Raw genomic sequence first — 21060 nt, forward strand, 5'->3', positions numbered from 1 at the left:
TTTCCTCAAAAAAATATCTTTATACTTGAGGAATAAAGGTTTTTATTTACATTTTCTTTCATATTTTCGTGAAAATTTGCCATATTTCCTTTACTTGATTTATGGCAATCGTTTGACATATTTTTCTTTTTTTTAACATAAAAGACTTGCTTTTTTTGCCGAAAACGTTTACTATTAATAATAGAATAGAACTTATGGAGGAAAGATAAAATGGAATGGACAACTGAGCGTCGTTATAGACGCTATGAAGATTGGTCTAATGATGAAATCAAGCAAATCAAGGAAAAGATGGCACAATCTCCTTGGCATACTCGTTACCATGTCGAGCCTAAAATGGGCCTTCTCAATGATCCAAATGGTTTTTCTTATTTTGATGGCAAATGGATTCTCTTTTACCAAAACTTCCCCTTCGGTGCAGCCCATGGGTTGAAGTCTTGGGTGCAGCTTGAAAGTGATGATTTAGTGCACTTTACAGAAACTGGAGTCAAAGTTTTGCCAGATACTCCATCGGATAGCCACGGTGCATACTCTGGTTCTGCCATGCAGTTTGGCGATCAGTTGTTCCTATTCTATACTGGAAATGTCCGTGATGAAAACTGGATCCGTCACCCCTACCAGATTGGTGCTTTGATGGATAAGGATGGCAAGATTACAAAGATTGACAAGATCTTGATTGACCAGCCAGCAGACTCTACAGACCACTTCCGCGACCCGCAAATTTTTAACTTCAAGGGTCAATATTATGCTATCGTCGGTGGACAGGACTTGGAAAAAAAAGGCTTCGTCCGTCTCTACAAGGCTGTGGACAATGATTATACAAACTGGCAAGCAGTTGGCGACCTTGACTTTGCTAACGACCGCACTGCCTACATGATGGAATGTCCAAATCTGGTCTTTGTAGGGGAGCAACCTGTCCTTCTCTACTGTCCACAAGGATTGGATAAGGGTGTCCTAGACTATGATAATATCTATCCAAACATGTACAAAATCGGAGCTTCCTTTGCCCCTGAAAATGCCAAAATGGTAGATGTGTCTCCATTGCAAAATCTAGACTATGGTTTCGAAGCCTATGCAACGCAAGCCTTCAACGCTCCGGATGGACGTGCATTGGCAGTAAGTTGGCTTGGGTTACCAGATGTTTCCTACCCATCTGACCGTTTTGACCACCAAGGAACTTTCTCATTGGTCAAAGAACTCGCTATCAAAGATGGCAAACTCTACCAATACCCTGTCGCAGCCGTCAAAGAACTTCGTTCTTCTGAAGAGGTCTTCTCAAATCGTACCCAAACCAATAACACCTATGAACTGGAGCTCAACTTGGAGGCCAATAGCCAAAGCGAGATTGTCTTGCTCGCTGATAAAGAAGGCAAGGGGCTTTCCATCAACTTTGACCTTGTCAATGGACAGGTGACAGTGGATCGTAGTCAGGCTGGTGAACAGTATGCTCAAGAATTTGGTACGACTCGTTCTTGCCCTATCGATAACCAAGCTACTACTGCCACTATCTTCATCGACAAGTCGGTCTTTGAAATTTTCATCAATAAAGGAGAAAAAGTATTTTCTGGTCGTGTCTTCCCACATGCGGACCAAAATGGTATCCTCATCAAGTCTGGAAACCCAACTGGAACTTACTATGAATTAGATTATGGTCGCAAAACTAACTGATGTCGCAAAACTTGCAGGCGTCAGCCCCACTACCGTCTCACGGGTCATCAATAAAAAGGGGTATCTATCTGAGAAAACCATTCAAAAGGTTAATGAAGCCATGCGAGAATTGGGCTACAAGCCCAATAATCTGGCTCGAAGCCTCCAAGGAAAATCTGCCAAGTTAATTGGACTTATTTTTCCTAACATCAGTCATGTCTTTTATGCGGAGTTGATCGACAAGTTGGAACACCAGCTCTTCAAAAATGGCTACAAGACCATCATCTGTAACAGCGAACACGACTCTGAAAAAGAACGAGAGTACATTGAAATGCTGGAGGCCAATCAGGTCGATGGTATCATTTCTGGAAGTCACAATCTTGGAATCGAAGACTACAATCGTGTGACGGCACCGATTATTTCCTTTGACCGAAATCTATCACCAGACATCCCTGTCGTCTCCTCCGATAACTACGGTGGCGGGGTCCTCGCCGCCCAAACTCTGGTCAAGACTGGCGCCCAGTCTATCATCATGATTACAGGAAATGACAATTCCAACTCACCGACTGGACTGCGCCATGCTGGATTTGCCTCTGTACTCCCGAAAGCGCCTATTATCAATGTTTCGAGTGACTTTTCTCCCGTCCGAAAAGAAATGGAAATCAAGAATATCTTGACCCATCAGAAACCCGATGCCATCTTTGCTTCGGATGATTTGACAGCCATTTTGGTTATTAAAATTGCTCAGGAACTAGGAATCTCTGTTCCTGAGGAGCTCAAAATCATCGGCTATGACGGGACTTACTTTATTGAGAACTACTACCCACAACTCACGACCATCAAGCAACCCTTGGAAGAGATTGCCCACCTCACTGTTGATCTTCTCTTGCAGAAGATCGAAGGCAAGGAAGTCGCGACAACTGGTTACTTCTTACCAGTTACCTTATTATCTGGAAAAAGTATTTAATACTCTTCGAAAATCTCTTTAAACCATGTCAGCTTCCATCTGCAACCTCAAAACAGTGTTTGGAGCAGCCTGCGGCTAGCTTCCTAGTTTGCTTTTTGATTTTCATTGAGTATAAACACAAAAAAACTCAGACGAATTCGTCTGAGTTTTTTTATGATCTTAAGTTTTCGAGATAGCGCTGAGCTGTCTCTAGGTTAAAGGTTTTGTCTGCAATAAGGCGCTCAACGAGGGGAGCAACCTCGGACTCACTAGCACCAGCTAGGAGAGCTAGCGATTTGGCCTGTAATTTCATGTGGCCTTGCTGGATGCCCGTACTGACCAAAGCTTTGAGGGCCGCAAAGTTTTGGGCAAGACCGATGGACACGATAATCTGAGCTAATTCCTTAGCTGAAGGATTTCCCAGTAGTTCATGGCTGAGTGCTACACGAGGATTGAGACCGATAGAGCCACCCTTGGTCGCTACGGGCATAGGTAAGGTCATCTCACCGACCAATTCTTCTCTTTCCATATCCAGCGTCCATTGACTAAGCCCCTGATAGCGTCCATCTCGACTAGCAAAGGCATGAGCCCCTGCTTCGATGGCACGCCAGTCATTACCCGTGGCGATTAAAATGGCATCAATACCATTAAAAATCCCTTTATTGTGAGTAGCCGCTCGGTAAGGATCAGCCTGCGCAAACTGGCTGGCTAAAGCTATCTTCTCTGCAATTTCACGTCCTTGGTTCTTTTGAGGGTTCAAGTACCTAAAGGAAATTCGACAGCTGGCAGTCACCAGAGAATCTATCGCGTAATTGGATAGGATTCCCATGAGACTCTGTCCCTGACTGAGTTCTTCTAAGACTGGCTTCAAGGCTTCTAGCATGGTGTTGAGCATATTGGCTCCCATGGCTTCCTGGGTATCAACATGGAGATAAACAACGAGAAAGTCTGTTTCACCTTTGATCTGCTCTACATGCAAATCAAGCGCCCCGCCACCACGTTTGACGATAGAAGGATAGGCTTGATTGGCAAGTTCCAAGAGTTCGGCTTTCTTGCTGGCAATCTTCTCTTGCGCTAGCTCTGGATCAGCAACTTGATAAAGGGCTACCTGCCCAATCATCTGGCGCTCATGTACTTGAGCAGTAAAGCCACCTGCTCGCTTGATGATTTTGCTGGCATAGCTGGCCGCAGCAACCACGGACGGTTCTTCTGTCACATAGGGAACTGTGTAGTCCTGACCATTCACCACAAGCTCTGGAATGATGGAATAAGGCAGAGAAAAAGTTCCTACCACATTCTCACTCAGCTGGTCTGCAACTGCCAAGCTGACTTGTTCATCCTGCTCGAGACTGGTTTGCCTTTCAGCACTAAGGAGCGCCTGAGCTTTCAACAACTCTAGGCGCTCATGGTATGTTTTTTTAGAAAATCCATTCCAACTTATCTTCATTATTTTTCAACCTTGCTATAACGGCGTTGGTGGTCGATAATTTCAACCAAGGCATAGTCTTGATGTTCATAGCCTGCAAATTGGGCTGAACCAGATTCATCCAACTGTACCTCTTCGAAGAAGACTTTTTCATAGTCTGTAACAGACAATGCTGTACGTTGTTTGAGTTTGCTCAAGCGATCCTTATCAAGGTAAACCTCATAGCCTTCGACCAATTCACCACTAAAGAACTCTGAAACAGCTCCACTTCCGTAACTGTAGAGGGCAATTTTATCGCCAGCCTTCAAAGTCTCTGCATTTTCCAAAAGGGAGAGGAGACCGAGGAAGAGGGAACCTGTATAGATATTCCCAATCATCTGACTGTAGAGAATGGACTTATCAAAGTTTTCTTGCAAACTATCCTGTTTTTCTTTAGACAAAGTTTTATCCATCATCTTGCGCAAGCCTTTTAGGGCTAACTTAGGATAAGGCAAGTGGAAACAGATGGCCGCAAAGTCACCCATGGTCCAATCGTAGCGCTTCTTGTATTCATCCCAAGTCGTTGTCAGGCAATCAAGATACTGTTGGGTCGAGTACATGCCGTTTACATAAGGAGTGCTTGAATAGTTCGGACGCCAGAAATCCATGATGTCGCGCGTTTGGGCAACGTTATCATTGTTAAAGGCCATAATGCGCGGATTTTGGGTGATCAACATCGCCACACTTCCAGCACCCTGAGTTGGTTCACCCGGAGTTCCGACACCGTACTTGGCAATATCACTGGCAATAACCAAAACCTTAGACTCTGGAGAATTTTCCACATGCAATTTAGCATAATGAAGGGCAGCTGTCGCTCCATAGCAGGCTTCTTTGATTTCAAAGCTACGGGCGAAAGGCTGAATGCCTAATAGGCCATGAACAAAGACTGCCGCTGCCTTACTCTGGTCAATCCCTGACTCAGTCGCCACGATGACCATATCGATTTCTTCTTTTTCTTTGTCTGTTAAAATAGAGTTGCTTGCACTAGCTGCCAAGGTAACAATGTCCTCAGTCAGTGGAGCAATACTAATTTCATTTAACAAGAGTCCCTTGCTAAATTTTTCGGGGTCAACTCCCCTCGCTTCTGCTAAGTCTTGTAATTTCAAGACATATTGACTGGTCGCAAAACCAATCTTATCAATACCGATTGTCATATTTACCTCTGTATTTTCATTCATTGTAAAAAATCGTTTCATTCTATTTTATCACAAATAGGAACAAAAGAGAGAAAAAAGACTTGATTCAACAAATCAAGTCTTTGCTTTGACTGCATTAGGAAGAGATTCCTCGTTGTTTGCGGATGTAGTAATAAAGCTTTAAAATCACCGTTCCACTTGCCATTCCAATAGAAATAACAAGAGCTAACATAACCACCAAAGTCGCGCTAGCAATTGCATGGCTGTAATCGCCTGTCACAAAGAAAGCTGTCGTTCGATAGGATAAATAACCTGGCACCAAGGGGGCAAGAATAGCCAAGACAAAGACCACCGCTGGTGTCTTATAGACAATACTTAAAATCTGACTGATGCAAGAGCCAATTACTGCTGCGATAAAGGTCGCGACAATAACATTGGTTGGTTCTTTGAGGACGAGATAGAGGAGCCAAACGCCCATTCCCAAAACACCACCAGGTAGGAGCATGGAGCGTTGAACATTCAGTACGATTAGAAAGGTGATAATGGCGAGTAAACTCGCCACTGCTTGGAGCAAAATACTTGTTAGAGTCATCTTATGTCATCAAAACCAGGGCGACAGAGGTGCCAGCCCCTAAAGCGAGGGTAATGAGCAAAGATTCAAACATCTTGCTCATACCAGAGTTGATATGGTTGGTCATGATATCCCGTACCGCATTTGTCAGAGCAATCCCTGGAACAAAGGGCATGACCGCTCCTGCTATAATCAGGTCTGCCGTCGAAGGAAATCCTGTATAGCGGGCCCAGAACTGGGCGATCAATCCGAAAACAAAGGCACCCGCAAAGGCCGTTACAAAAGGAATGCGGACAAACCTCTCTACGTAGAGAGAGAAGGCAAATCCAAATAAGGTCGCAATAGCTGCGCCAAAAGCGTCATAGACATTGCCCCCAAACATAATCGAGAAGAAAGGGGCACTGAGGGTCGCTGCTACGGTCACTTGGAACTTGGTATAAGGAAGGGTTTGATTACCAATTTCTTTGAGCTTTTTAAAGGCTGTCGAAAGATCAATCTGCCCTCCAACAAGCTCCCGTGATACTTGGTTGACATCACAAACTTTTTCGATGTTATAAGAGGATGACGTCACCCGTTTCATACGAGAAATATTAGTATTTTCGATAGAAAAGAAAATAGCTGCGGGCATGGCAAGAACATTGCAATCCATAATTCCCTGCGAATGGGCAATACGGATCATAGTATCCTCAACCCGATGAATCTCTGAGCCACTTTTCAGGAGAATAGTTCCTGCTAGCATAATCACATCAATGACGGCATTCAACTCTCTCGATTCGTCCATTTTCTCCTCCTTTTTTCTACTTCCTATATTTTATCACAAAATCTTGTGAAAAAAAATCTTTGTCATGAAATCATGACAAAGATTCGTTTAATCTCGCGAACTTTCGTGAGAACCTTCATTATTGGATGAACTGCTCGAAGGAGTGTTCCCTTGTTGATTTCCTTGTTGGTTCCCCTGGTTTGGACTTGTAGGAGAACCCTGGTTCCCACGTTGGGCAGGATTAGAGGATGAAGTTGATGGTGGTGTTTTTGGTTTGTAGATGGAAAGTTTGATACGCGTACTTGCAAGATCAACCAGTTCTCCTGCTTTTGGCGTTTGATCTACAACCGTGCCCTCTTTTGTTCCTTCAGGAGTCGATACTTCAACAACTTCGATATTAGCCTCTTTTACACCGACAATCTGAGTCAGATTATTCTTAGTAAATTCAAGACTTGAGCCGATGTAGCTAGGCATGCTGACACTAGTCACCTTCTTAGCTACTGTTAAGGTAATCGTAGTAGCTTTTGAGAGATCATAAGTCGAACCCGAAGCAGGAGTCTGTCTAAGGATGGTTCCAGGTTCACTTTCGCTGGATTCTTCCTCTTCCATCTTGATTAGATTTTCAGGAACCTTCTTCTCCTTGAGTTCGGCTACAACATCCGTATACTTACGTCCGACGTAATTGCTCAATTGGAAAGATTGCTTCCCAGAAGAAACAATCAAATTGACCTTGGTTCCTTCTTTTCGGCCACTACCAGCTTCTGGATCCGTTCGAATAACGCGTCCTTCCGCTACTGTATCGCTAGCCTCCGATTTCTCTTCACCAGCTTCAAACTTGGATTTTTTGAGTGCTTCTTTGGCCTCTGCAACGGTTTGTCCAGCCACATCAGGAATGGGAATCGTTGCAGGTGTTCTAGACAAAATCCAGATTAAAGAGGCCGCAACCAATAGAAGACTGGCCAAAAGAATCATATAGCGAGCCTTAAATTTCCGTTTCTTAGCTGGCTTTGGCGCTGGAACCGGTTCTGCCACTGGTTGAGTCGGTTTCTTTGGCTGAGGGCGTTCTTCCTGCGCAGGTGCTTTAGGAATCGATGTCAGTGTACTTTGTGGAACTTTAGGTAAAGTCTTAGTGTCTGCCTTACTCGCATCGTCAAAGACCAGTTTCGGTTCATTCCGACGATTATAAGACAAGCTAGTTGACAAGTCCACATACATTTCTGAAACAGACTGATAACGGTCTGACAGCTTCTTAGCAGTCGCCTTGATGACAACATTTTCTAAAGCCTGAGGGACAGATGGGTTTTCAGCTATGACGGACGGAAGTGGTTTCTGGAAATGCTGGAGGGCAATCGTAACCGCGCTATCCCCATCATAAGGGATATGTCCCGTCAGCATTTCATAGAAGATAATCCCCATTGCATAGATATCACTCTGGAAGGTCGCTTTAGAACCACGCGCTTGTTCAGGTGACAAATAATGAACGGAGCCTAACATTGAGTTGGTCTGGGTCAGACTGGTCTCCGCAAAGGCTACGGCAATCCCAAAGTCCGTGACCTTAGCTGTGCCGTCTGGTGTCAAGAGGATATTTTGAGGTTTCAAATCCCGGTGAACGATTCCTCGAGTATGGGCTAAGCGCATGGCCAAGAGGATTTGCCCCATGATCCGAACCGCTTCTTCATTTGAAAGAGGATAGTGTTCTTTAATATAACGCTTGAGGTCAAGGCCTGCTACGTATTCCATAGCTAGGTACTGTTGACCATCTTCCTCACCAATATCTGTTATCCGAACGATATGAGGATGGTCCAGATCCGCCATGGCTCTCGCTTCACGCTGGAAACGTGCCACAGCAATCGGGTCCGTCTGGTAGTTGGTCCTCAGGACCTTCACTGCAACTTCTTCCCCGTCTAGGATCAAATCCTTGGCCAAGTATACATCTGCCATGCCTCCTCGACCAATCTGCTTGACAATCCGATACCGCCCGGCAAAAATCTTGCCGATTTGGATCATTCTGCTGCCTCCTCGTTCATGTAAACAAGGGCAACCGCAATGTTGTCTAAACCTCCTGCATTGTTAGCGAAGCGAATGAGGGTTGCCGCCTTGTCTGCTAGGGAAATATCGCTGGTTACAATATCATAAATCTCGCTTGCCGAAATCATATTGGTCAAACCATCACTATTGAGCAAGAGATAGTCTCCTGACTCCAGTGTAATCATCCCAAAATCTGGCTGGATTTCATCTTTTTGTCCGATAGACTGGGTGATGATATTCTTTTGAGGGTGAGTTTCTGCTTCTTCTGGAGTCAATTGACCAGCCTTGAGCAATTCGTTGACCAAGGAATGGTCACTTGTCAACTGGTGGTATTCTTCTCCACGAATCAAACCGATACGAGAATCCCCAATGTGAGCATAGATGGCTTGGTTGTCAATAAACGCAACAGCTTCTAGCGTTGTTCCCATGCCTCTGTAGGCTTCGTCCTGACCTAGTTGATGAATTTTTTGATTTTCAATCTCCAGGTAGTGGGCAAACCACTCACGAACTTCATTTACTGAGTCAATTTGGGTATCCACCCAAGCCACACCGAGGTCTGTTACCGCCATCTCACTAGCGATATTTCCTGCACGGTGTCCTCCCATCCCGTCAGCCAAGATGATCATAGTGCGTCCTGCTCGGTTGACAAAGTGATTGACATAGTCCTGATTATTTGTCCGTTTCTGACCAACATCTGTTAATAATGCTATTTCCATTGTGTCAGTTCCTTCCTATTCTGATATCTTGCGAAATTGGCTGATAAAAAATCCATCACTTCCATACAATTCAGGAGTAATCAGGATGCAGCCATCTTTCAGGATATCTTTACATTCGTGTTCTAGTTTAACCTGCTCGAACTCGGGATGACTTTCTAAAAACGCCTCAACGACTTGAAAGTTCTCCTCAGAGACAATAGTACAGGTACTATACGTTATTATACCACCTTTTCGTAGTGTTTGACAAACACTACCTAATATTTCCAGCTGAATTTCCTGTAAGGAGGTGAAATCTGCTGTTTCTTTATTGTATTTGATGTCTGGTTTGCGACGTAAAAGTCCAATCCCAGAACAGGGAGCATCTACCAAAATCTTATCAAAGGAGTCCTTTTCAAAAAACTCATGTACCTTTCTGGCATCCAATTTTTTCGTTTGCACTCGATCTGCCACACCTAAACGCTCCGCATTTTCTTGGATCAAGTTCAACTTATGATCATAAAGATCCAGAGCAGTAACCTGACCTGTCGTGAGATAAGAAGCCATATGGGCTGTTTTCCCACCCGGAGCGGCACAGGCATCTAGGACCTGTTCATCACCTTGTAGATGAAGGGTCGGAGCAACCAGTTGACTGGACTCGTCTTGGATGGTAATGGCCCCTTCAGAAAACAAATCATGTCCTGCAAAGTGGCCTTGCTCCTTGACCAGACCAGTGGAAGTCAAAGGAGAATCAGTCGCCTCTAACACGGCTTTGATTTCCTCTTTTCGACTCAAGTCGGTCACTCGGATGCTGGCTTTGTTGCGCACCAAGAGACTTTCAAAGATGGCTTGGGCTCGCTCTTCACCGTATTCTTCCTTGAGCTTAGACACTAGCCAAACTGGGAGAGAATAGGCAATGGAATCACGCTTGTTTTTGCGTTTGATAGTTGCAATATCTGGCCACCCTTCTCGCAAGATACGACGAAGAACAGCATTGACTAGCTTTTCACTGCCTTTTTTACGTGCTTTAGCTATTTCCACTGCTTCATTGACCACAGCATGGTCAGGTACCTTGTCTAGGTACTGGAGTTGGTAGGCACTCATGAGAAGAAGAACATAGAGCAAGTTATCTAGCTTGTCTCGGTCTTGGATAAAGTGGGATAGATACCATTCTAAGGTGAGTTTGCGGGCTACCGTTCCGTAGACAATCTCTGTCACCAAACCCTTGTCTGCTGCTGAGAGTTGACTCCCCTTGAGGTGTTTATTTAAAGCAATATTTGAGTATGCTTGATTGACAAAAACATCCTCTAGCACTGCCAGAGCTAGACTTCTAGCCGTTTCTACTTTAGTCACCAAATCGTTCTCCTACAGTCAATGTCCGTCCAACTCCGTTGAGGAAGGAAGCAATGTCCATCTTAGGCTTACCTGCTGGCTGAACCTGTTTGAGCGACAGAGCTCCTTCAGCCGTTGCGACGATTAATTCCTTTTTGCCAATAGAGAGAATCTCCCCTGGATTTCCCTGACCTTCTACTGGTAGGGCTTCATAAATCTTAAAGCGGTCGCCTTTGAGAAAAGTATGGGCAACAGGCCAAGGATTCATCCCACGGATTTGGTTGAAGAGTTGGCGATTGGTTTTAGTCCAATCGAGTTTCTCTTCTTCTGGCTTAATATTTGGCGAGAAAGTGACTTGGCTTGGGTCCTGAGGCACAGGTTTGATCTCCCCAGCAATATAGCCAGGTAGCGTATCCAAAAGCAAGTCACGACCAACAATCGCTAATTTTTCAAATAAGGTTCCAACATTATCCTCATCAGTGATAGGAATACTGCGACGGGAAATCATGTCTCCTGCATCCATTTCCTTGACCATCTCCATAATGGTCACACCAGCTTCCTCATCCCCTTGAATCAAGGCATAATGAATGGGTGCGCCACCACGGTGTTTGGGAAGAAGGGAGGCGTGAACATTGACCGCAAAATCCATGCTATCAAGGAGTTTACTTGGGAGAAACTGTCCAAAAGCAGCAGTGATAATCCCATCTGCCCCTAAATTCATAATGGCTTCCATCTCTGGACTTCCAGATAATTTTTCAGGCTGGTAAATGGGAAGGCCTGCTTCTTTGGCAGCCTGCTTAACTGGGGTTTCTTGGATTACTTTTTTACGGCCGACAGCGCGATCTGGCTGGGTCACAACAGCTAGAATCTCGTAACAGTCGTCTGATAACAAGCCCTTCAAAACTGTCGCTGAAAAATCAGGTGTCCCCATAAAGATTAGTTTTGTCATTTCTTCTCCTTCTTATAAAAATTGCTGTGGTTCGTGGTCAATGCTGAGACGAAGCTCGCTATTTTCCCGTTCTTGAGTCAAGGCCAAGACCTGGTTGAGGGTTGGGCCCAGCTCATCTTCTAAACGGTATTTAATCAAAATCTGGTAATGGTAAAGGTTGTGGGTACGGGCAATGGGTTTTGGTGTCGGTCCAAGGATTTTACTAGTTTCCGATAAACCTGATCGCAAAATTCCCATAACTTCATAGGCACGTTTGACGACCTCTTCTTCTTTCTTGTGAGAGAGGGTAATCCCAATAGTGAAATAATAAGGCGGATAGCCGAGTTGGCGCCTGATACTCATTTCATAAGCATAAAAACCTTCATAATCCTGTTCCTTGGCAAAACGAATGGCATAGTGCTCAGGATTGTAAGACTGGATCAAGACCTGACCAGCTTTTTCCGCTCGACCTGCACGACCAGCCACCTGAGTTAAGAGTTGGAAGGTTCTCTCAGAAGAACGGAAATCAGGCAGATTCAAGGCCGTATCTGCATTAAGAACTCCGACCAGAGTCACATTTGGAAAATCCAAGCCCTTGGCAATCATCTGAGTTCCCAACAAGATATCTGCTTCCCCTCGGCCAAACTGGTCAAGAAGAGCTTGGTGACTACCCTTCCTGCGGGTCGTATCCACATCCATCCGCAGAATGCGAGCCTGAGGAAAGAGCTCTGCCAGCTCATCGTAAGCTTTCTGAGTCCCTGTACCGTAGTAGCGAATGCTGCGACTCTGACAGTTGGGACAAACATGAGGAATCCCCTTAGAAAAGCCACAGTAATGGCAGTTCATGGTCTTGGTATCCATGTGCAAGGTTAGAGAAATGTCACAGTTGGGACAACTATCTACCGTCCCACACTCCCGACACATAACAAAGCTAGAATAGCCCCGACGGTTGAGCATAAGGACTACCTGCTCTTTTTTATCCAGACGGTCTTGGATAGCTTCTAGCAAAGGAGGGGTAAAGTTTGATGTCTCATTCTGCCCGATATAGTCCCGAAAGTCAATCACTTGAACCTCAGGAATGGTGGCTAAAGGATTGGCCCGTTGGGTCAGACGTAAGTGTTGATAGACACCTTTTCCAGCCCGCGCACGGCTCTCTAAGCTCGGTGTTGCCGAACCAAGGACCAGGGCCGCTTGATTGTACTGGGCCCGTAAGATGGCGACCTCTCTGGCATGATAACGAGGATTGCTGTCTTGCTTGTAGCTAGCTTCATGTTCCTCATCGATAATCATGACACCCAGATTTTTCAGAGGAGCAAAGATAGCTGATCTGGCCCCAACCACTACCTGAGCATCGCCACGCTCAACCTTGCGCCATTCGTCATACTTTTCACCATTGGACAGGCCTGAGTGAAGAATGGCCACTTTCTCGCCAAAACGAGCAATGAAACGCTCCGTCATTTGTGGCGTCAGAGAAATCTCAGGTACCAGCAAAATGGCCGTCTTACCCTTATCCAAGGCCCCTTGTATAATCTGCAAGTACACCTCAGTTTTCCCACTTCCTGTAATCCCTTGAAGGAGGAATGGAGGCTGTTGACTGCCAATAGCACTGACAACCGCATCACGCGCCTGTCTTTGTTCAGGATTCAATTCCAAAGGTTGGCTGGCTTCAATGCCTTCAAAATAAGCGGCTGAGCGTTGCACTTCCTTTTGGACTAGGATTAGAGCTCCTTGCTCCACAAAGAAATTGACTTGCTCGCGTGAGTAGGATTCTAACAAGCTAGCCAGAGGAGCACTCTCAGGACGAGACAGTAAATAGTCTCTCAGCTCTGCCTTTTTCTTAGCACGCGCAGAAATCTCAACACCTTCTAACTGCTCAACATGGACCTCATACCAAGATTGGGTCTTGACCTTCTTCTGATCAACAGCCTGGTACTCCAGACGGAGCAACCCTTTTCTGGTCAAGCGCATCATTTCAGCTTGCTTGGCAAGGTCTAAAGAAGAAAAGGCGAGCGAATCTTCTGAACCAAACAAACGCTCTTTGTCTGCCTGACTTAGGACTTCTAAAGGATAGAGAATCTTATCATAGCTGGAGTTTAAAAATCCTGGAAGCATGGCTTTTAGGATGGAGATTTTGTAAGAAAAGACAGACTTACGTAATTCCTCAGCCAGCCAGAGTTGCTCCTGGGTCAAGACGGGAGAAAAGTCTAGCACCTCCGCAATCTCTTTCAAGTCCTCATCTGTCACTTCTTCATCCGACTGGGACTCCAATCCTAGCACAATCCCTTGGATCAAACGATTGCCTTTGCCGAAGGGGACATGGACCCGCATACCGACTTCCAGCATCTCTACAAATTCCTCAGGGACCTTGTAACTGTATGGCTGGTCCGTCTGCATTAGGGGAACATCCACGATAATCTTTGCGATAGCCATCTTCTCACCTCCTTCTTGTCAGTAAATTCTTGCAATAGAAAAAATAAGATTGAGTCCCCCCAACCTTAAATTTTTTCACCATCTTCTTTTTCTTTAGCGATTTGCTCTTTGATTTTCTTTTCTTCTTCTTCTCTGCGGCGTTTTTCTTCTTCGATACGGAGACGAACTGCTTCACGTTTTCCTTCTGGATCTGGGTGAATGGTTACATTTCCTGACTCGATTTCTTCCAAAGCACGAAGAGTTGATTTTTCAGACTTAAACTCTTGAGTTGCTGGCGCACCAGCTTCTAGTTCGTGGGCACGCTTTGCTTCCAAGATTACGAGTGAATATTTTGATGGTACCTTGTCCAGCAAGGTATCGATAGAGGGTTTTAACATCATTTGCTTGTACCTGTTTCCTATAGTTTATCGAGTAGTTGGAGATTTTGGCAACATCTCCTGGTAGTGACCAATGACACGGTCCACACGGAAGTGTTCTGCTTCGATTACACGCTTGACACGTTCAGCAGCGAGGGGCACCTGATCGTTGACAATGGCATAATCATACTCACGCATGAGAGCAATTTCTTCCTTGGCTTTTTCGATTCGTTGGGCAATCACTTCAGCGCTATCTGTTCCACGACCTACCAAACGATCTTGCAATTCATCCAAATCTGGTGGCGTTAAAAAGATAAAGACAGCATCTGGAACTTTTTTCTTAACCTGAAGGGCTCCCTGCACTTCAATCTCAAGAAAGACATCGATTCCCTTGTCCAGAGTTTCATTGACATAGGTCAGAGGAGTTCCATAGTAGTTACCGACATATTCTGCATATTCCAACATCTGACCTTGACGGATCAGCTCTTCAAACTCTTCACGAGTACGGAAGAAATAGTCCACTCCGTCCACTTCACCAGGACGTTGTGCACGCGTCGTCATCGATACAGAGTATTGAAATTGATTCTCAGAACTCTCAAAAATCTCTCTTCTAACCGTTCCTTTCCCAACTCCTGAAGGACCAGAAAAAACGATTAGCAAGCCTCGGTCTGCCATTATGTCTCCTTTAGTTAGTCTGTGAAATAAAGTGAAATTTCTCTCGGATACTGATGATCACGTCAGTTATCCTTCTACAGTCTTTCTATCTAGTGTAACAAAAAAGCAGTAATATTTCAACTGCTCTTTCTTATTTATTTAGCATAATCTACTGCACGAAGTTCGCGAATCACGGTTACCTTGATATTTCCTGGGTAATCGAGATTGTTTTCAATTTTCTCACGAACTTTGTGAGCCAAGATTGTGACTTTGTCGTCCTTGATTTGTCCTGGATTAACCATGATACGGATTTCACGTCCTGCTTGAAGGGCAAAGCTATTTTGCACTCCTTCAAAGCCATTGGCGATTTCTTCCAAATCATGGAGACGCTTGATGTAGCTTTCAAGAGATTCACTACGAGCACCTGGACGCGCTGCACTCAAGGCATCTGCTGCAGCAACGATCACTGCAATGACGCTTTCGGCTTCCACATCGCCGTGGTGGCTAGCAATCGTATTCACCACAACTGGGTGTTCCTTGTACTTGCGTGCCAACTCTGTACCAATCTCAACGTGGCTACCTTCAACCTCGCGGTCAATAGCTTTCCCGATGTCATGAAGGAATCCAGCACGACGGGCAAGAGCTGCATTTTCACCAAGTTCACTCGCAATGATACCAGATAACTTAGCAACCTCAATCGAATGACGCAAGACATTTTGTCCATAAGAAGTACGGAACTGCAAGCGTCCCATGATCTTCATCAAGTCTGGATGGAGGTTTGGCGCACCAATCTCGTAAGCAGCAGCCTCACCATATTCACGGATTTTATTGTCAATCTCTTGACGGTTTTTCTCCACCAACTCCTCGATACGAGCTGGGTGGATGCGGCCATCCTTGAGCAACATTTCCATGGTCATACGAGCAATTTCACGACGAATCGGATCAAATCCTGACAAGGTCACCACTTCCGGTGTATCGTCGATGATGACATCTACCCCTGTCAAACTTTCAAAGGTACGAATATTGCGTCCTTCACGACCGATAATGCGTCCCTTCATGGTATCGTCTGGTAGATGAACTGTAGAGTTTGTTGACTCCGCTACATACTCACCAGCGATACGCTGCATAGCCTGAACCAAGATATCTTTCGCAATCTTGTCTGAACGTTCCTTGACTTCTTGCTCAGCCTCACGAATGCGGCTAGCAATTTCCTTGGTCAAGTTTTCCTCCGTCTGAGCCAAGATAATATCTCGAGCCTCAGTTTGGGAAAGGGAACCGATACGTTCAAGTTCAGCTTCTTTTTGTCTTTCGACTTCCTCTAATTGCTCTTCACGTGCATCAAGGTTTTTTGCTCTATCAGAAATACTTTGTTCTTTTTGTTCAAGTGTTTTTTCTTTGTTCGTCAAATTGTCGTCCTTACGGTCAAGGCTCGTAGCTCTCTCTGTCAAACGACTTTCAATTTGCTTGAGCTCCTGACGTTCTGACTTAAATTCAGCGTCCACTTCTTCACGGTATTTTCTGGCTTCCTCTTTGGCCTCCAATAGTGCTTCTTTTTTAAGAGACTTGCTTTCGCTCTTGGCTTCATTTAGTAATAAATCCGCTTCGCGCTCAGCTTGTCCTCGTAAATTAGTTGCTTCTTGTTCAGCATTTAGAAGCATCAACTCTGCAGCCTCTTGAGATGATTTCATCTTAGCTGAGATGCTGACATATCCAATGACTAAACCAATGATGACGGCAAAAACAGCAATCGCAAGTGTCATGATTTCCATGTTTTTACCTCATTAAATTTGTTTATCGAATGACATACATTCCTTAATATTCTATCATAAAAAAACAATTTTCACAAACCCAAATTGAAGAGTTTTGTGTGAATTTTAGAAGAAAGTTCTGAAATCACAAAACAAACTTTCTAACTCTTAAAAATGACATTTTCATTAAAACATATAATAAAAAAGCCTACCTTTCAGTAGACTTAGTTTGTTTCTATCCTAATCGGGACTCTGCCGAAATTCTGCTCTACGATGCTTGGGTGTCCTAGTTGGTAAATCTGGTCTGCCTTTTGAGTCATAGCATCCCAAGGTTCTTTGCCAATTCGGCTGACTAGATGGACCTGTTCTTTCAGAGACTTGAGGTGTTGTCTGCCTTTTTCAGTAAAACCAAGGACATGAATGGCTTCTGGCAAGTCACTTTCTCTGACCTGCACCAAGATATAGGTCAAGAGGCGTCTGACACGCGCTTTTGTGTAACGTTTAGTGACAACTGCCTCGACCAATTCCTCCACAGACTGGGCTATCTTGATGGCATCCTTGATACGCACCGCCATTTCTTGATTGACCTGATAGATGGTGGTCAGGTCTGGATTTGACAAGATTTGATAGCGGAGAAATGGAAAATAGTCATCCCAACTCACCTTACTCGCTTGCTCAAAGAGGGCAACAGAGGGCATAAAGCGTTCTAAAAAATCTTTGTCTGATTGGTGCTGACGGAGGGCTGTTGCCGAGGCAAAGTCCACTTCCTTGTCCACAGAATGATAGCCAGCTCCTTGACGCTGAATCGGATGGAGTTTGATTCTACGTCCCGCAACCGCCTTGGCATAGGCCAAAGCTAGAACATGATTGGGCGTATTGCCAGAGAAATCAAGACCTGCAAATTCCTTCCACATGGTTTGGGTTTTCTGGGGATAGGAGAGGGAATCAGGCAGATTATCCACAAAATTCTCCATCTCTCTACCTTGCTCTGTGTATAAGTCAGCAATTTTCTGATAATCCAAAACTTCCTCTGTCCCAAAAGCTAGAGTATCAATACCCAAGCGAACCAAGATATCCACAGCTCCTTGGCCAAAGAAATCTGCCGCCTGAACACTGACTAAAAAGGGCAATTCCACTACCAGATCTGCTCCATTTTCCAGCGCCATCTGAGCCCGTGTCCACTTGTCCACTATAGAAGGTTCTCCACGCTGCATGAAATTCCCAGACATGGCAACGATTTTCAGTCCCTTCGCCTGCTCAAGCAAGTATTTGTGCCCATTATGGAAAGGATTGAACTCCGCGATAATACCTGTGATGGTCATGATGTTCTCCTACTTCTGCGCGACAAAAAACCAACGGGTGCTGGTTTCTGTCGGCTCCTTGTCCTCAAAGTCCGCATAGAGTTTGAAGAACTTGAAACCAGCCTGTTCCAGCAATATATCATAGGTCAAGACCTCATAGGTCCGCTCCTCATGCACTTCATCGTGGCGACTAAAGGAACCGTCAGCCTCCTTGATAAAGAAGGTCAACTCATGCACGATGGAGTGAGGTGCTTCATCCTCATAGGTGTCCCAAAGCATGGCAAAATCTTCCGCATTTTCATGGTAAGAATAGCCTGGAAAAACCTCATCTGTTTGGTAGGTCGAATGCACGTCAAAGATGAATACTCCGTCTTCATTGAGGGCATTATACACTTCCTTAAAGACGTCTCCTACCTCTACCTCATCCTGCATGTAGCAGATAGAGTCAGAGTAACACGTAACAAAGTCGTACTTACCAGCCTTGGATAAGTCCAGCATATTGCCTTCAATAAAATCAATCTTTTGCTTGGCAGATGTTGCTCTCTTCTCCGCAATCTTCAGCATATCCGCGCTCAAGTCAAGTCCTGTCACATCAAAACCAGCCTGAGAAAAGCGGACAGACTGGATACCTGTTCCACAAGCCAATTCCAAGAGTTTCTTTCTCTCTTTGGTCTTTGGCAAATGACGGAGGGAAAAATCCGTCCATTTATCGTATAAACTATCATCCATGACCGCATCATAGACCGCCGCAAAGGTTTCATAAGTAGCCATATTCATGATACCAAGTCCGCCCGTAATCGGAATGAAAATTAGGAGCTTGACGATGGAGCCGAGCTCCAAGGAAGGCTATCTATTTTCCGACGATTACAGGACGGGTTCAAATCCTTTCTAAGATACAAAGAGCGTTAAAAGCAAGGAGAAAATAGGAAACTTTCTGCTGTATCGTCAGATACAAAGGAAGTTACTCTTTTTCTCGCAGCTTTTAGCTCGTGTTCAGTTTCGAGATGAACAAAACACGACGCCCTCACCTTTCTATCCATTTTTTCTAAAATAAGCAAATAAAACCCAGTTGACTGCAACTGAGTTCATATCCTATGCTAAGGCTTCTGAAATGTCTATTGAGCTCGCCTCATGCCATAGTTTTTCTAGGTTATAATGGGCACGCATTTCTTCTGAGAAGATATGCACAACGACACCACCGAGGTCTAGCAAAACCCAGCCTCCTGCTGCATCACCTTCAACATGGCTGCCTTTAAAGCCTGCTTCCGCTACTTTTTCACGGATATTATCTGCGATAGCGTCCAACTGGCGGCTATTCATTGAGCTCGTGATGACAAAGTAGTCCGTCACGCTGGTCAAATCTTGTACATCAAGTGCGAGGATATCCTCCGCACGTTTCTCATCAGCCGCTTTCACGACTAGTTCTAGTAATTCTTTTTCGTTCATTTAGTCCTCTTTCAAATAGTGCACAAAGGCGTTATAGGTTTCAAGGGTTTGGGGATAGATGGGGAATCCCTGATGAGCTAGATGCTCCACGGTACGAGCTGTTTCGTAGGCCACTGCCTTATTGAGCGATAGCTCAGCAATTTCACGCGCCTGATCCACTCCTGGAAAGGCGCGGTTATGCTCGATATAGTCTGCAACGTATATAACCTTATCAAGATCAGTCATCTGGTCAGCCCCGACTGTATGAATTTCAATAGCTCGCAGGATTTCTGGATCATGCAAATCCAAATCTTCCTGAATCTTGTAGATACCAACCATCCCATGCCAGACATTATTGCCCCAGTTTTTGAGGTCAGGGTTTAATTGGTAACGGTCAATCAAGTCTAGAAATTCCTGATCTGACAGCTTTTTAGCATAATCATGAAGAAGGCCTGCTAGACCCGCTTTCTCGGTATCGACTCCAAATCTCTCCGCTAACTCTATGGCTGCACGCTCCACCCCCAAACAATGGGTTAACCGTTTTTCAGGTAGAAGCTCTGCCATTTTTTCCAACAAAGCCTCTCGGGAACAGTTGATATAGTCTTGGTATGCCATCAGTAAAGCCCCTCCTTCTCGATGTAGTCTAGCACTGGATGAGGTAGGAGAAAGTTAGGTTTCCGACCTTGAGCAATGAAGTCACGCACCATGCTGGACGAGATGTCCATGAGAGGCACATCCACCCAGATAACTGGATAGGAAGTCCCTGCCTTGTAGCGCGGACGCTGAACCCCTACAAACTGAACCATGTCGACCAGCTCATCAATTCGGTACCACTTAGGCAGATAGTCCACCATATCAGCCCCGATAATGAAGTAATAATCCGTATCTGGATGTTGCTCTGTCAAAATCTTCATAGTGTCGTAGGTGTAAGAAATGCCCTTGCGCTCCAGCTCAATAGTTTCAATGGCTAAGCCTTCAATCCCCTCAATCGCCAACTCAAGCATCTTGAGACGGTGGTGCTCGGGGATGGTTTCCTTTTTATCTACATGAGGTGGTTGGTATTCGGGCATAAGCAGGACCTGGTCCAGCCCCAACTGTTGTCGTACTTGGTCCGCCACAACAAGATGGGCATTGTGAACAGGGTTAAAATTTCCCCCTAGAATCCCGACTTGTTTGCGTTTTTTCTCCTTGATTTCTGGCTCCAACTCTACCTTGGTAAAGGGAGTCAATAATTCGATTGCCATAGGCTCGTCTTCCTTTAATTCTCTGTAAAAACAGTTGTTTGGAGTAGGTGTTTAGATTTCTTTGACTTTTTTGGAAATCTTGCGATGTTCTTTCTTGCTGGATTGTTTAAACAAAATCAAGATGCGTCCGATTTTTTGGACAGTATCCACACCGATTTCTTCTTCCAAGATTTCAGCCACTTCGTGGATGTTTTCATCTGTATTTTGCAAGAGAGTAACTTTAATCAATTCACGGGCGTCAAGAGCTTGGCGGACGCTGGTTTTGATTTGGTCGTTAAGTCCATTTTTCCCGATTTGGATGATGGGTTTGAGGGTGTGTGCCTGGCTGTTGAGAAAGGCACGTTGTTTCGATGTTAATGACATAATCTTTCTTCCTTGTTTTTTGATAGTTATTTTAGGT

General features: G+C 44.9%; 20 protein-coding genes. 2 read left to right on the forward strand and 18 right to left on the reverse strand.

Features of this window, described 5'->3' with window-relative positions:
• Positions 1–210 precede the first annotated feature (210 nt).
• Both KX728_RS07255 and KX728_RS07260 read left to right on the forward strand, forming a co-directional pair.
• Positions 211–1665: a sucrose-6-phosphate hydrolase gene (locus KX728_RS07255; protein WP_215804401.1), complete on the forward strand. Its 1455-nt coding sequence runs from the start codon at positions 211–213 to the stop codon at positions 1663–1665.
• Positions 1646–2611 carry a LacI family DNA-binding transcriptional regulator gene (locus KX728_RS07260; protein ID WP_215804400.1) on the forward strand — a complete coding sequence of 322 codons (966 nt, stop codon included), beginning with the start codon at positions 1646–1648 and terminating at the stop codon, positions 2609–2611. Before KX728_RS07255 ends, KX728_RS07260 begins: the two co-directional genes overlap by 20 nt.
• A gap of 151 nt (positions 2612–2762) precedes the next feature.
• Here KX728_RS07260 and KX728_RS07265 read toward each other — a convergent pair whose 3' ends face one another.
• The 18 genes from KX728_RS07265 to yhbY form a co-directional block, all read right to left on the reverse strand.
• The gene (locus KX728_RS07265; protein ID WP_215804399.1) at positions 2763–4037 is read right to left on the reverse strand and encodes a hydroxymethylglutaryl-CoA reductase, degradative; all 1275 of its coding nucleotides are present in this window, start codon (positions 4035–4037) and stop codon (positions 2763–2765) included.
• A complete protein-coding gene (locus tag KX728_RS07270) occupies positions 4037–5209 on the reverse strand; it encodes a hydroxymethylglutaryl-CoA synthase (RefSeq protein ID WP_215804950.1) in 1173 nt (390 codons plus the stop codon). The genes KX728_RS07265 and KX728_RS07270 overlap by 1 nt, the downstream gene beginning before the upstream one ends.
• A gap of 118 nt (positions 5210–5327) precedes the next feature.
• On the reverse strand, positions 5328–5783 hold the full coding sequence (locus KX728_RS07275; RefSeq protein WP_000176909.1) for a threonine/serine exporter family protein: 456 nt from the start codon (positions 5781–5783) through the stop codon (positions 5328–5330).
• A gap of 1 nt (position 5784) precedes the next feature.
• Positions 5785–6543, reverse strand: a complete 759-nt coding sequence (locus tag KX728_RS07280; RefSeq protein WP_070657751.1) for a threonine/serine exporter family protein — start codon at positions 6541–6543, stop codon at positions 5785–5787.
• An 87-nt stretch (positions 6544–6630) separates the two neighbouring features.
• A complete protein-coding gene (gene pknB, locus KX728_RS07285) occupies positions 6631–8529 on the reverse strand; it encodes a Stk1 family PASTA domain-containing Ser/Thr kinase (protein WP_219108621.1) in 1899 nt (632 codons plus the stop codon).
• Positions 8526–9266, reverse strand: a complete 741-nt coding sequence (locus KX728_RS07290; RefSeq protein ID WP_215804397.1) for a Stp1/IreP family PP2C-type Ser/Thr phosphatase — start codon at positions 9264–9266, stop codon at positions 8526–8528. Before KX728_RS07290 ends, pknB begins: the two co-directional genes overlap by 4 nt.
• A gap of 15 nt (positions 9267–9281) precedes the next feature.
• Complete coding sequence (gene rsmB, locus KX728_RS07295) at positions 9282–10595, reverse strand: 16S rRNA (cytosine(967)-C(5))-methyltransferase RsmB (protein ID WP_215804396.1); 1314 nt, start codon at positions 10593–10595, stop codon at positions 9282–9284.
• Positions 10588–11523: a methionyl-tRNA formyltransferase gene (gene fmt, locus KX728_RS07300; protein WP_215804395.1), complete on the reverse strand. Its 936-nt coding sequence runs from the start codon at positions 11521–11523 to the stop codon at positions 10588–10590. The genes rsmB and fmt overlap by 8 nt, the downstream gene beginning before the upstream one ends.
• A 12-nt stretch (positions 11524–11535) precedes the next feature.
• Positions 11536–13932, reverse strand: coding sequence for a primosomal protein N' (locus KX728_RS07305; RefSeq protein ID WP_215804394.1), 2397 nt, complete (start codon positions 13930–13932; stop codon positions 11536–11538).
• A gap of 65 nt (positions 13933–13997) precedes the next feature.
• Positions 13998–14312 (reverse strand): DNA-directed RNA polymerase subunit omega, encoded by a 315-nt coding sequence (rpoZ, locus tag KX728_RS07310; protein ID WP_002875802.1) that lies wholly within the window; start codon positions 14310–14312, stop codon positions 13998–14000.
• A gap of 24 nt (positions 14313–14336) precedes the next feature.
• Positions 14337–14963, reverse strand: a complete 627-nt coding sequence (gene gmk, locus KX728_RS07315; protein WP_000775041.1) for a guanylate kinase — start codon at positions 14961–14963, stop codon at positions 14337–14339.
• Between the two features lie 134 nt (positions 14964–15097).
• Positions 15098–16711: a ribonuclease Y gene (locus KX728_RS07320; protein WP_033606008.1), complete on the reverse strand. Its 1614-nt coding sequence runs from the start codon at positions 16709–16711 to the stop codon at positions 15098–15100.
• Positions 16712–16914: 203 nt separating this feature from the next.
• Positions 16915–18012, reverse strand: coding sequence for a nucleotidyltransferase (locus KX728_RS07325; RefSeq protein WP_070657745.1), 1098 nt, complete (start codon positions 18010–18012; stop codon positions 16915–16917).
• Between the two features lie 9 nt (positions 18013–18021).
• On the reverse strand, positions 18022–18762 hold the full coding sequence (locus tag KX728_RS07330) for a class I SAM-dependent DNA methyltransferase (protein WP_070657743.1): 741 nt from the start codon (positions 18760–18762) through the stop codon (positions 18022–18024).
• Positions 18763–19083: 321 nt separating this feature from the next.
• Positions 19084–19437 carry a ribosome silencing factor gene (gene rsfS, locus KX728_RS07335; protein ID WP_007517833.1) on the reverse strand — a complete coding sequence of 118 codons (354 nt, stop codon included), beginning with the start codon at positions 19435–19437 and terminating at the stop codon, positions 19084–19086.
• Positions 19438–20031 (reverse strand): bis(5'-nucleosyl)-tetraphosphatase (symmetrical) YqeK, encoded by a 594-nt coding sequence (yqeK, locus tag KX728_RS07340; RefSeq protein WP_070657741.1) that lies wholly within the window; start codon positions 20029–20031, stop codon positions 19438–19440.
• On the reverse strand, positions 20031–20660 hold the full coding sequence (locus KX728_RS07345; RefSeq protein WP_070657739.1) for a nicotinate-nucleotide adenylyltransferase: 630 nt from the start codon (positions 20658–20660) through the stop codon (positions 20031–20033). The genes yqeK and KX728_RS07345 overlap by 1 nt, the downstream gene beginning before the upstream one ends.
• Before the next feature lie 51 nt (positions 20661–20711).
• Positions 20712–21023: a ribosome assembly RNA-binding protein YhbY gene (gene yhbY / locus KX728_RS07350; protein WP_070657738.1), complete on the reverse strand. Its 312-nt coding sequence runs from the start codon at positions 21021–21023 to the stop codon at positions 20712–20714.
• Positions 21024–21060 lie beyond the last annotated feature (37 nt).

The organism is Streptococcus oralis (genome assembly GCF_019334565.1).
Classification (GTDB): Bacteria; Bacillota; Bacilli; order Lactobacillales; family Streptococcaceae; genus Streptococcus; species Streptococcus oralis_CR.

Coding starts and splice junctions, on each gene's coding strand:
- KX728_RS07255 (WP_215804401.1), top strand. CDS start 211: ATGGAATGGACAACTGAGCGTCGTTATAGACGCTATGAAGATTGGTCT.
- KX728_RS07260 (WP_215804400.1), top strand. CDS start 1,646: ATGGTCGCAAAACTAACTGATGTCGCAAAACTTGCAGGCGTCAGCCCC.
- KX728_RS07265 (WP_215804399.1), bottom strand. CDS start 4,037: ATGAAGATAAGTTGGAATGGATTTTCTAAAAAAACATACCATGAGCGC.
- KX728_RS07270 (WP_215804950.1), bottom strand. CDS start 5,209: ATGACAATCGGTATTGATAAGATTGGTTTTGCGACCAGTCAATATGTC.
- KX728_RS07275 (WP_000176909.1), bottom strand. CDS start 5,783: ATGACTCTAACAAGTATTTTGCTCCAAGCAGTGGCGAGTTTACTCGCC.
- KX728_RS07280 (WP_070657751.1), bottom strand. CDS start 6,543: ATGGACGAATCGAGAGAGTTGAATGCCGTCATTGATGTGATTATGCTA.
- pknB (WP_219108621.1), bottom strand. CDS start 8,529: ATGATCCAAATCGGCAAGATTTTTGCCGGGCGGTATCGGATTGTCAAG.
- KX728_RS07290 (WP_215804397.1), bottom strand. CDS start 9,266: ATGGAAATAGCATTATTAACAGATGTTGGTCAGAAACGGACAAATAAT.
- fmt (WP_215804395.1), bottom strand. CDS start 11,523: ATGACAAAACTAATCTTTATGGGGACACCTGATTTTTCAGCGACAGTT.
- KX728_RS07305 (WP_215804394.1), bottom strand. CDS start 13,932: ATGGCTATCGCAAAGATTATCGTGGATGTTCCCCTAATGCAGACGGAC.
- rpoZ (WP_002875802.1), bottom strand. CDS start 14,312: ATGATGTTAAAACCCTCTATCGATACCTTGCTGGACAAGGTACCATCA.
- gmk (WP_000775041.1), bottom strand. CDS start 14,963: ATGGCAGACCGAGGCTTGCTAATCGTTTTTTCTGGTCCTTCAGGAGTT.
- KX728_RS07320 (WP_033606008.1), bottom strand. CDS start 16,711: ATGGAAATCATGACACTTGCGATTGCTGTTTTTGCCGTCATCATTGGT.
- KX728_RS07325 (WP_070657745.1), bottom strand. CDS start 18,012: ATGACCATCACAGGTATTATCGCGGAGTTCAATCCTTTCCATAATGGG.
- KX728_RS07330 (WP_070657743.1), bottom strand. CDS start 18,762: ATGGCTACTTATGAAACCTTTGCGGCGGTCTATGATGCGGTCATGGAT.
- rsfS (WP_007517833.1), bottom strand. CDS start 19,437: ATGAACGAAAAAGAATTACTAGAACTAGTCGTGAAAGCGGCTGATGAG.
- yqeK (WP_070657741.1), bottom strand. CDS start 20,031: ATGGCATACCAAGACTATATCAACTGTTCCCGAGAGGCTTTGTTGGAA.
- KX728_RS07345 (WP_070657739.1), bottom strand. CDS start 20,660: ATGGCAATCGAATTATTGACTCCCTTTACCAAGGTAGAGTTGGAGCCA.
- yhbY (WP_070657738.1), bottom strand. CDS start 21,023: ATGTCATTAACATCGAAACAACGTGCCTTTCTCAACAGCCAGGCACAC.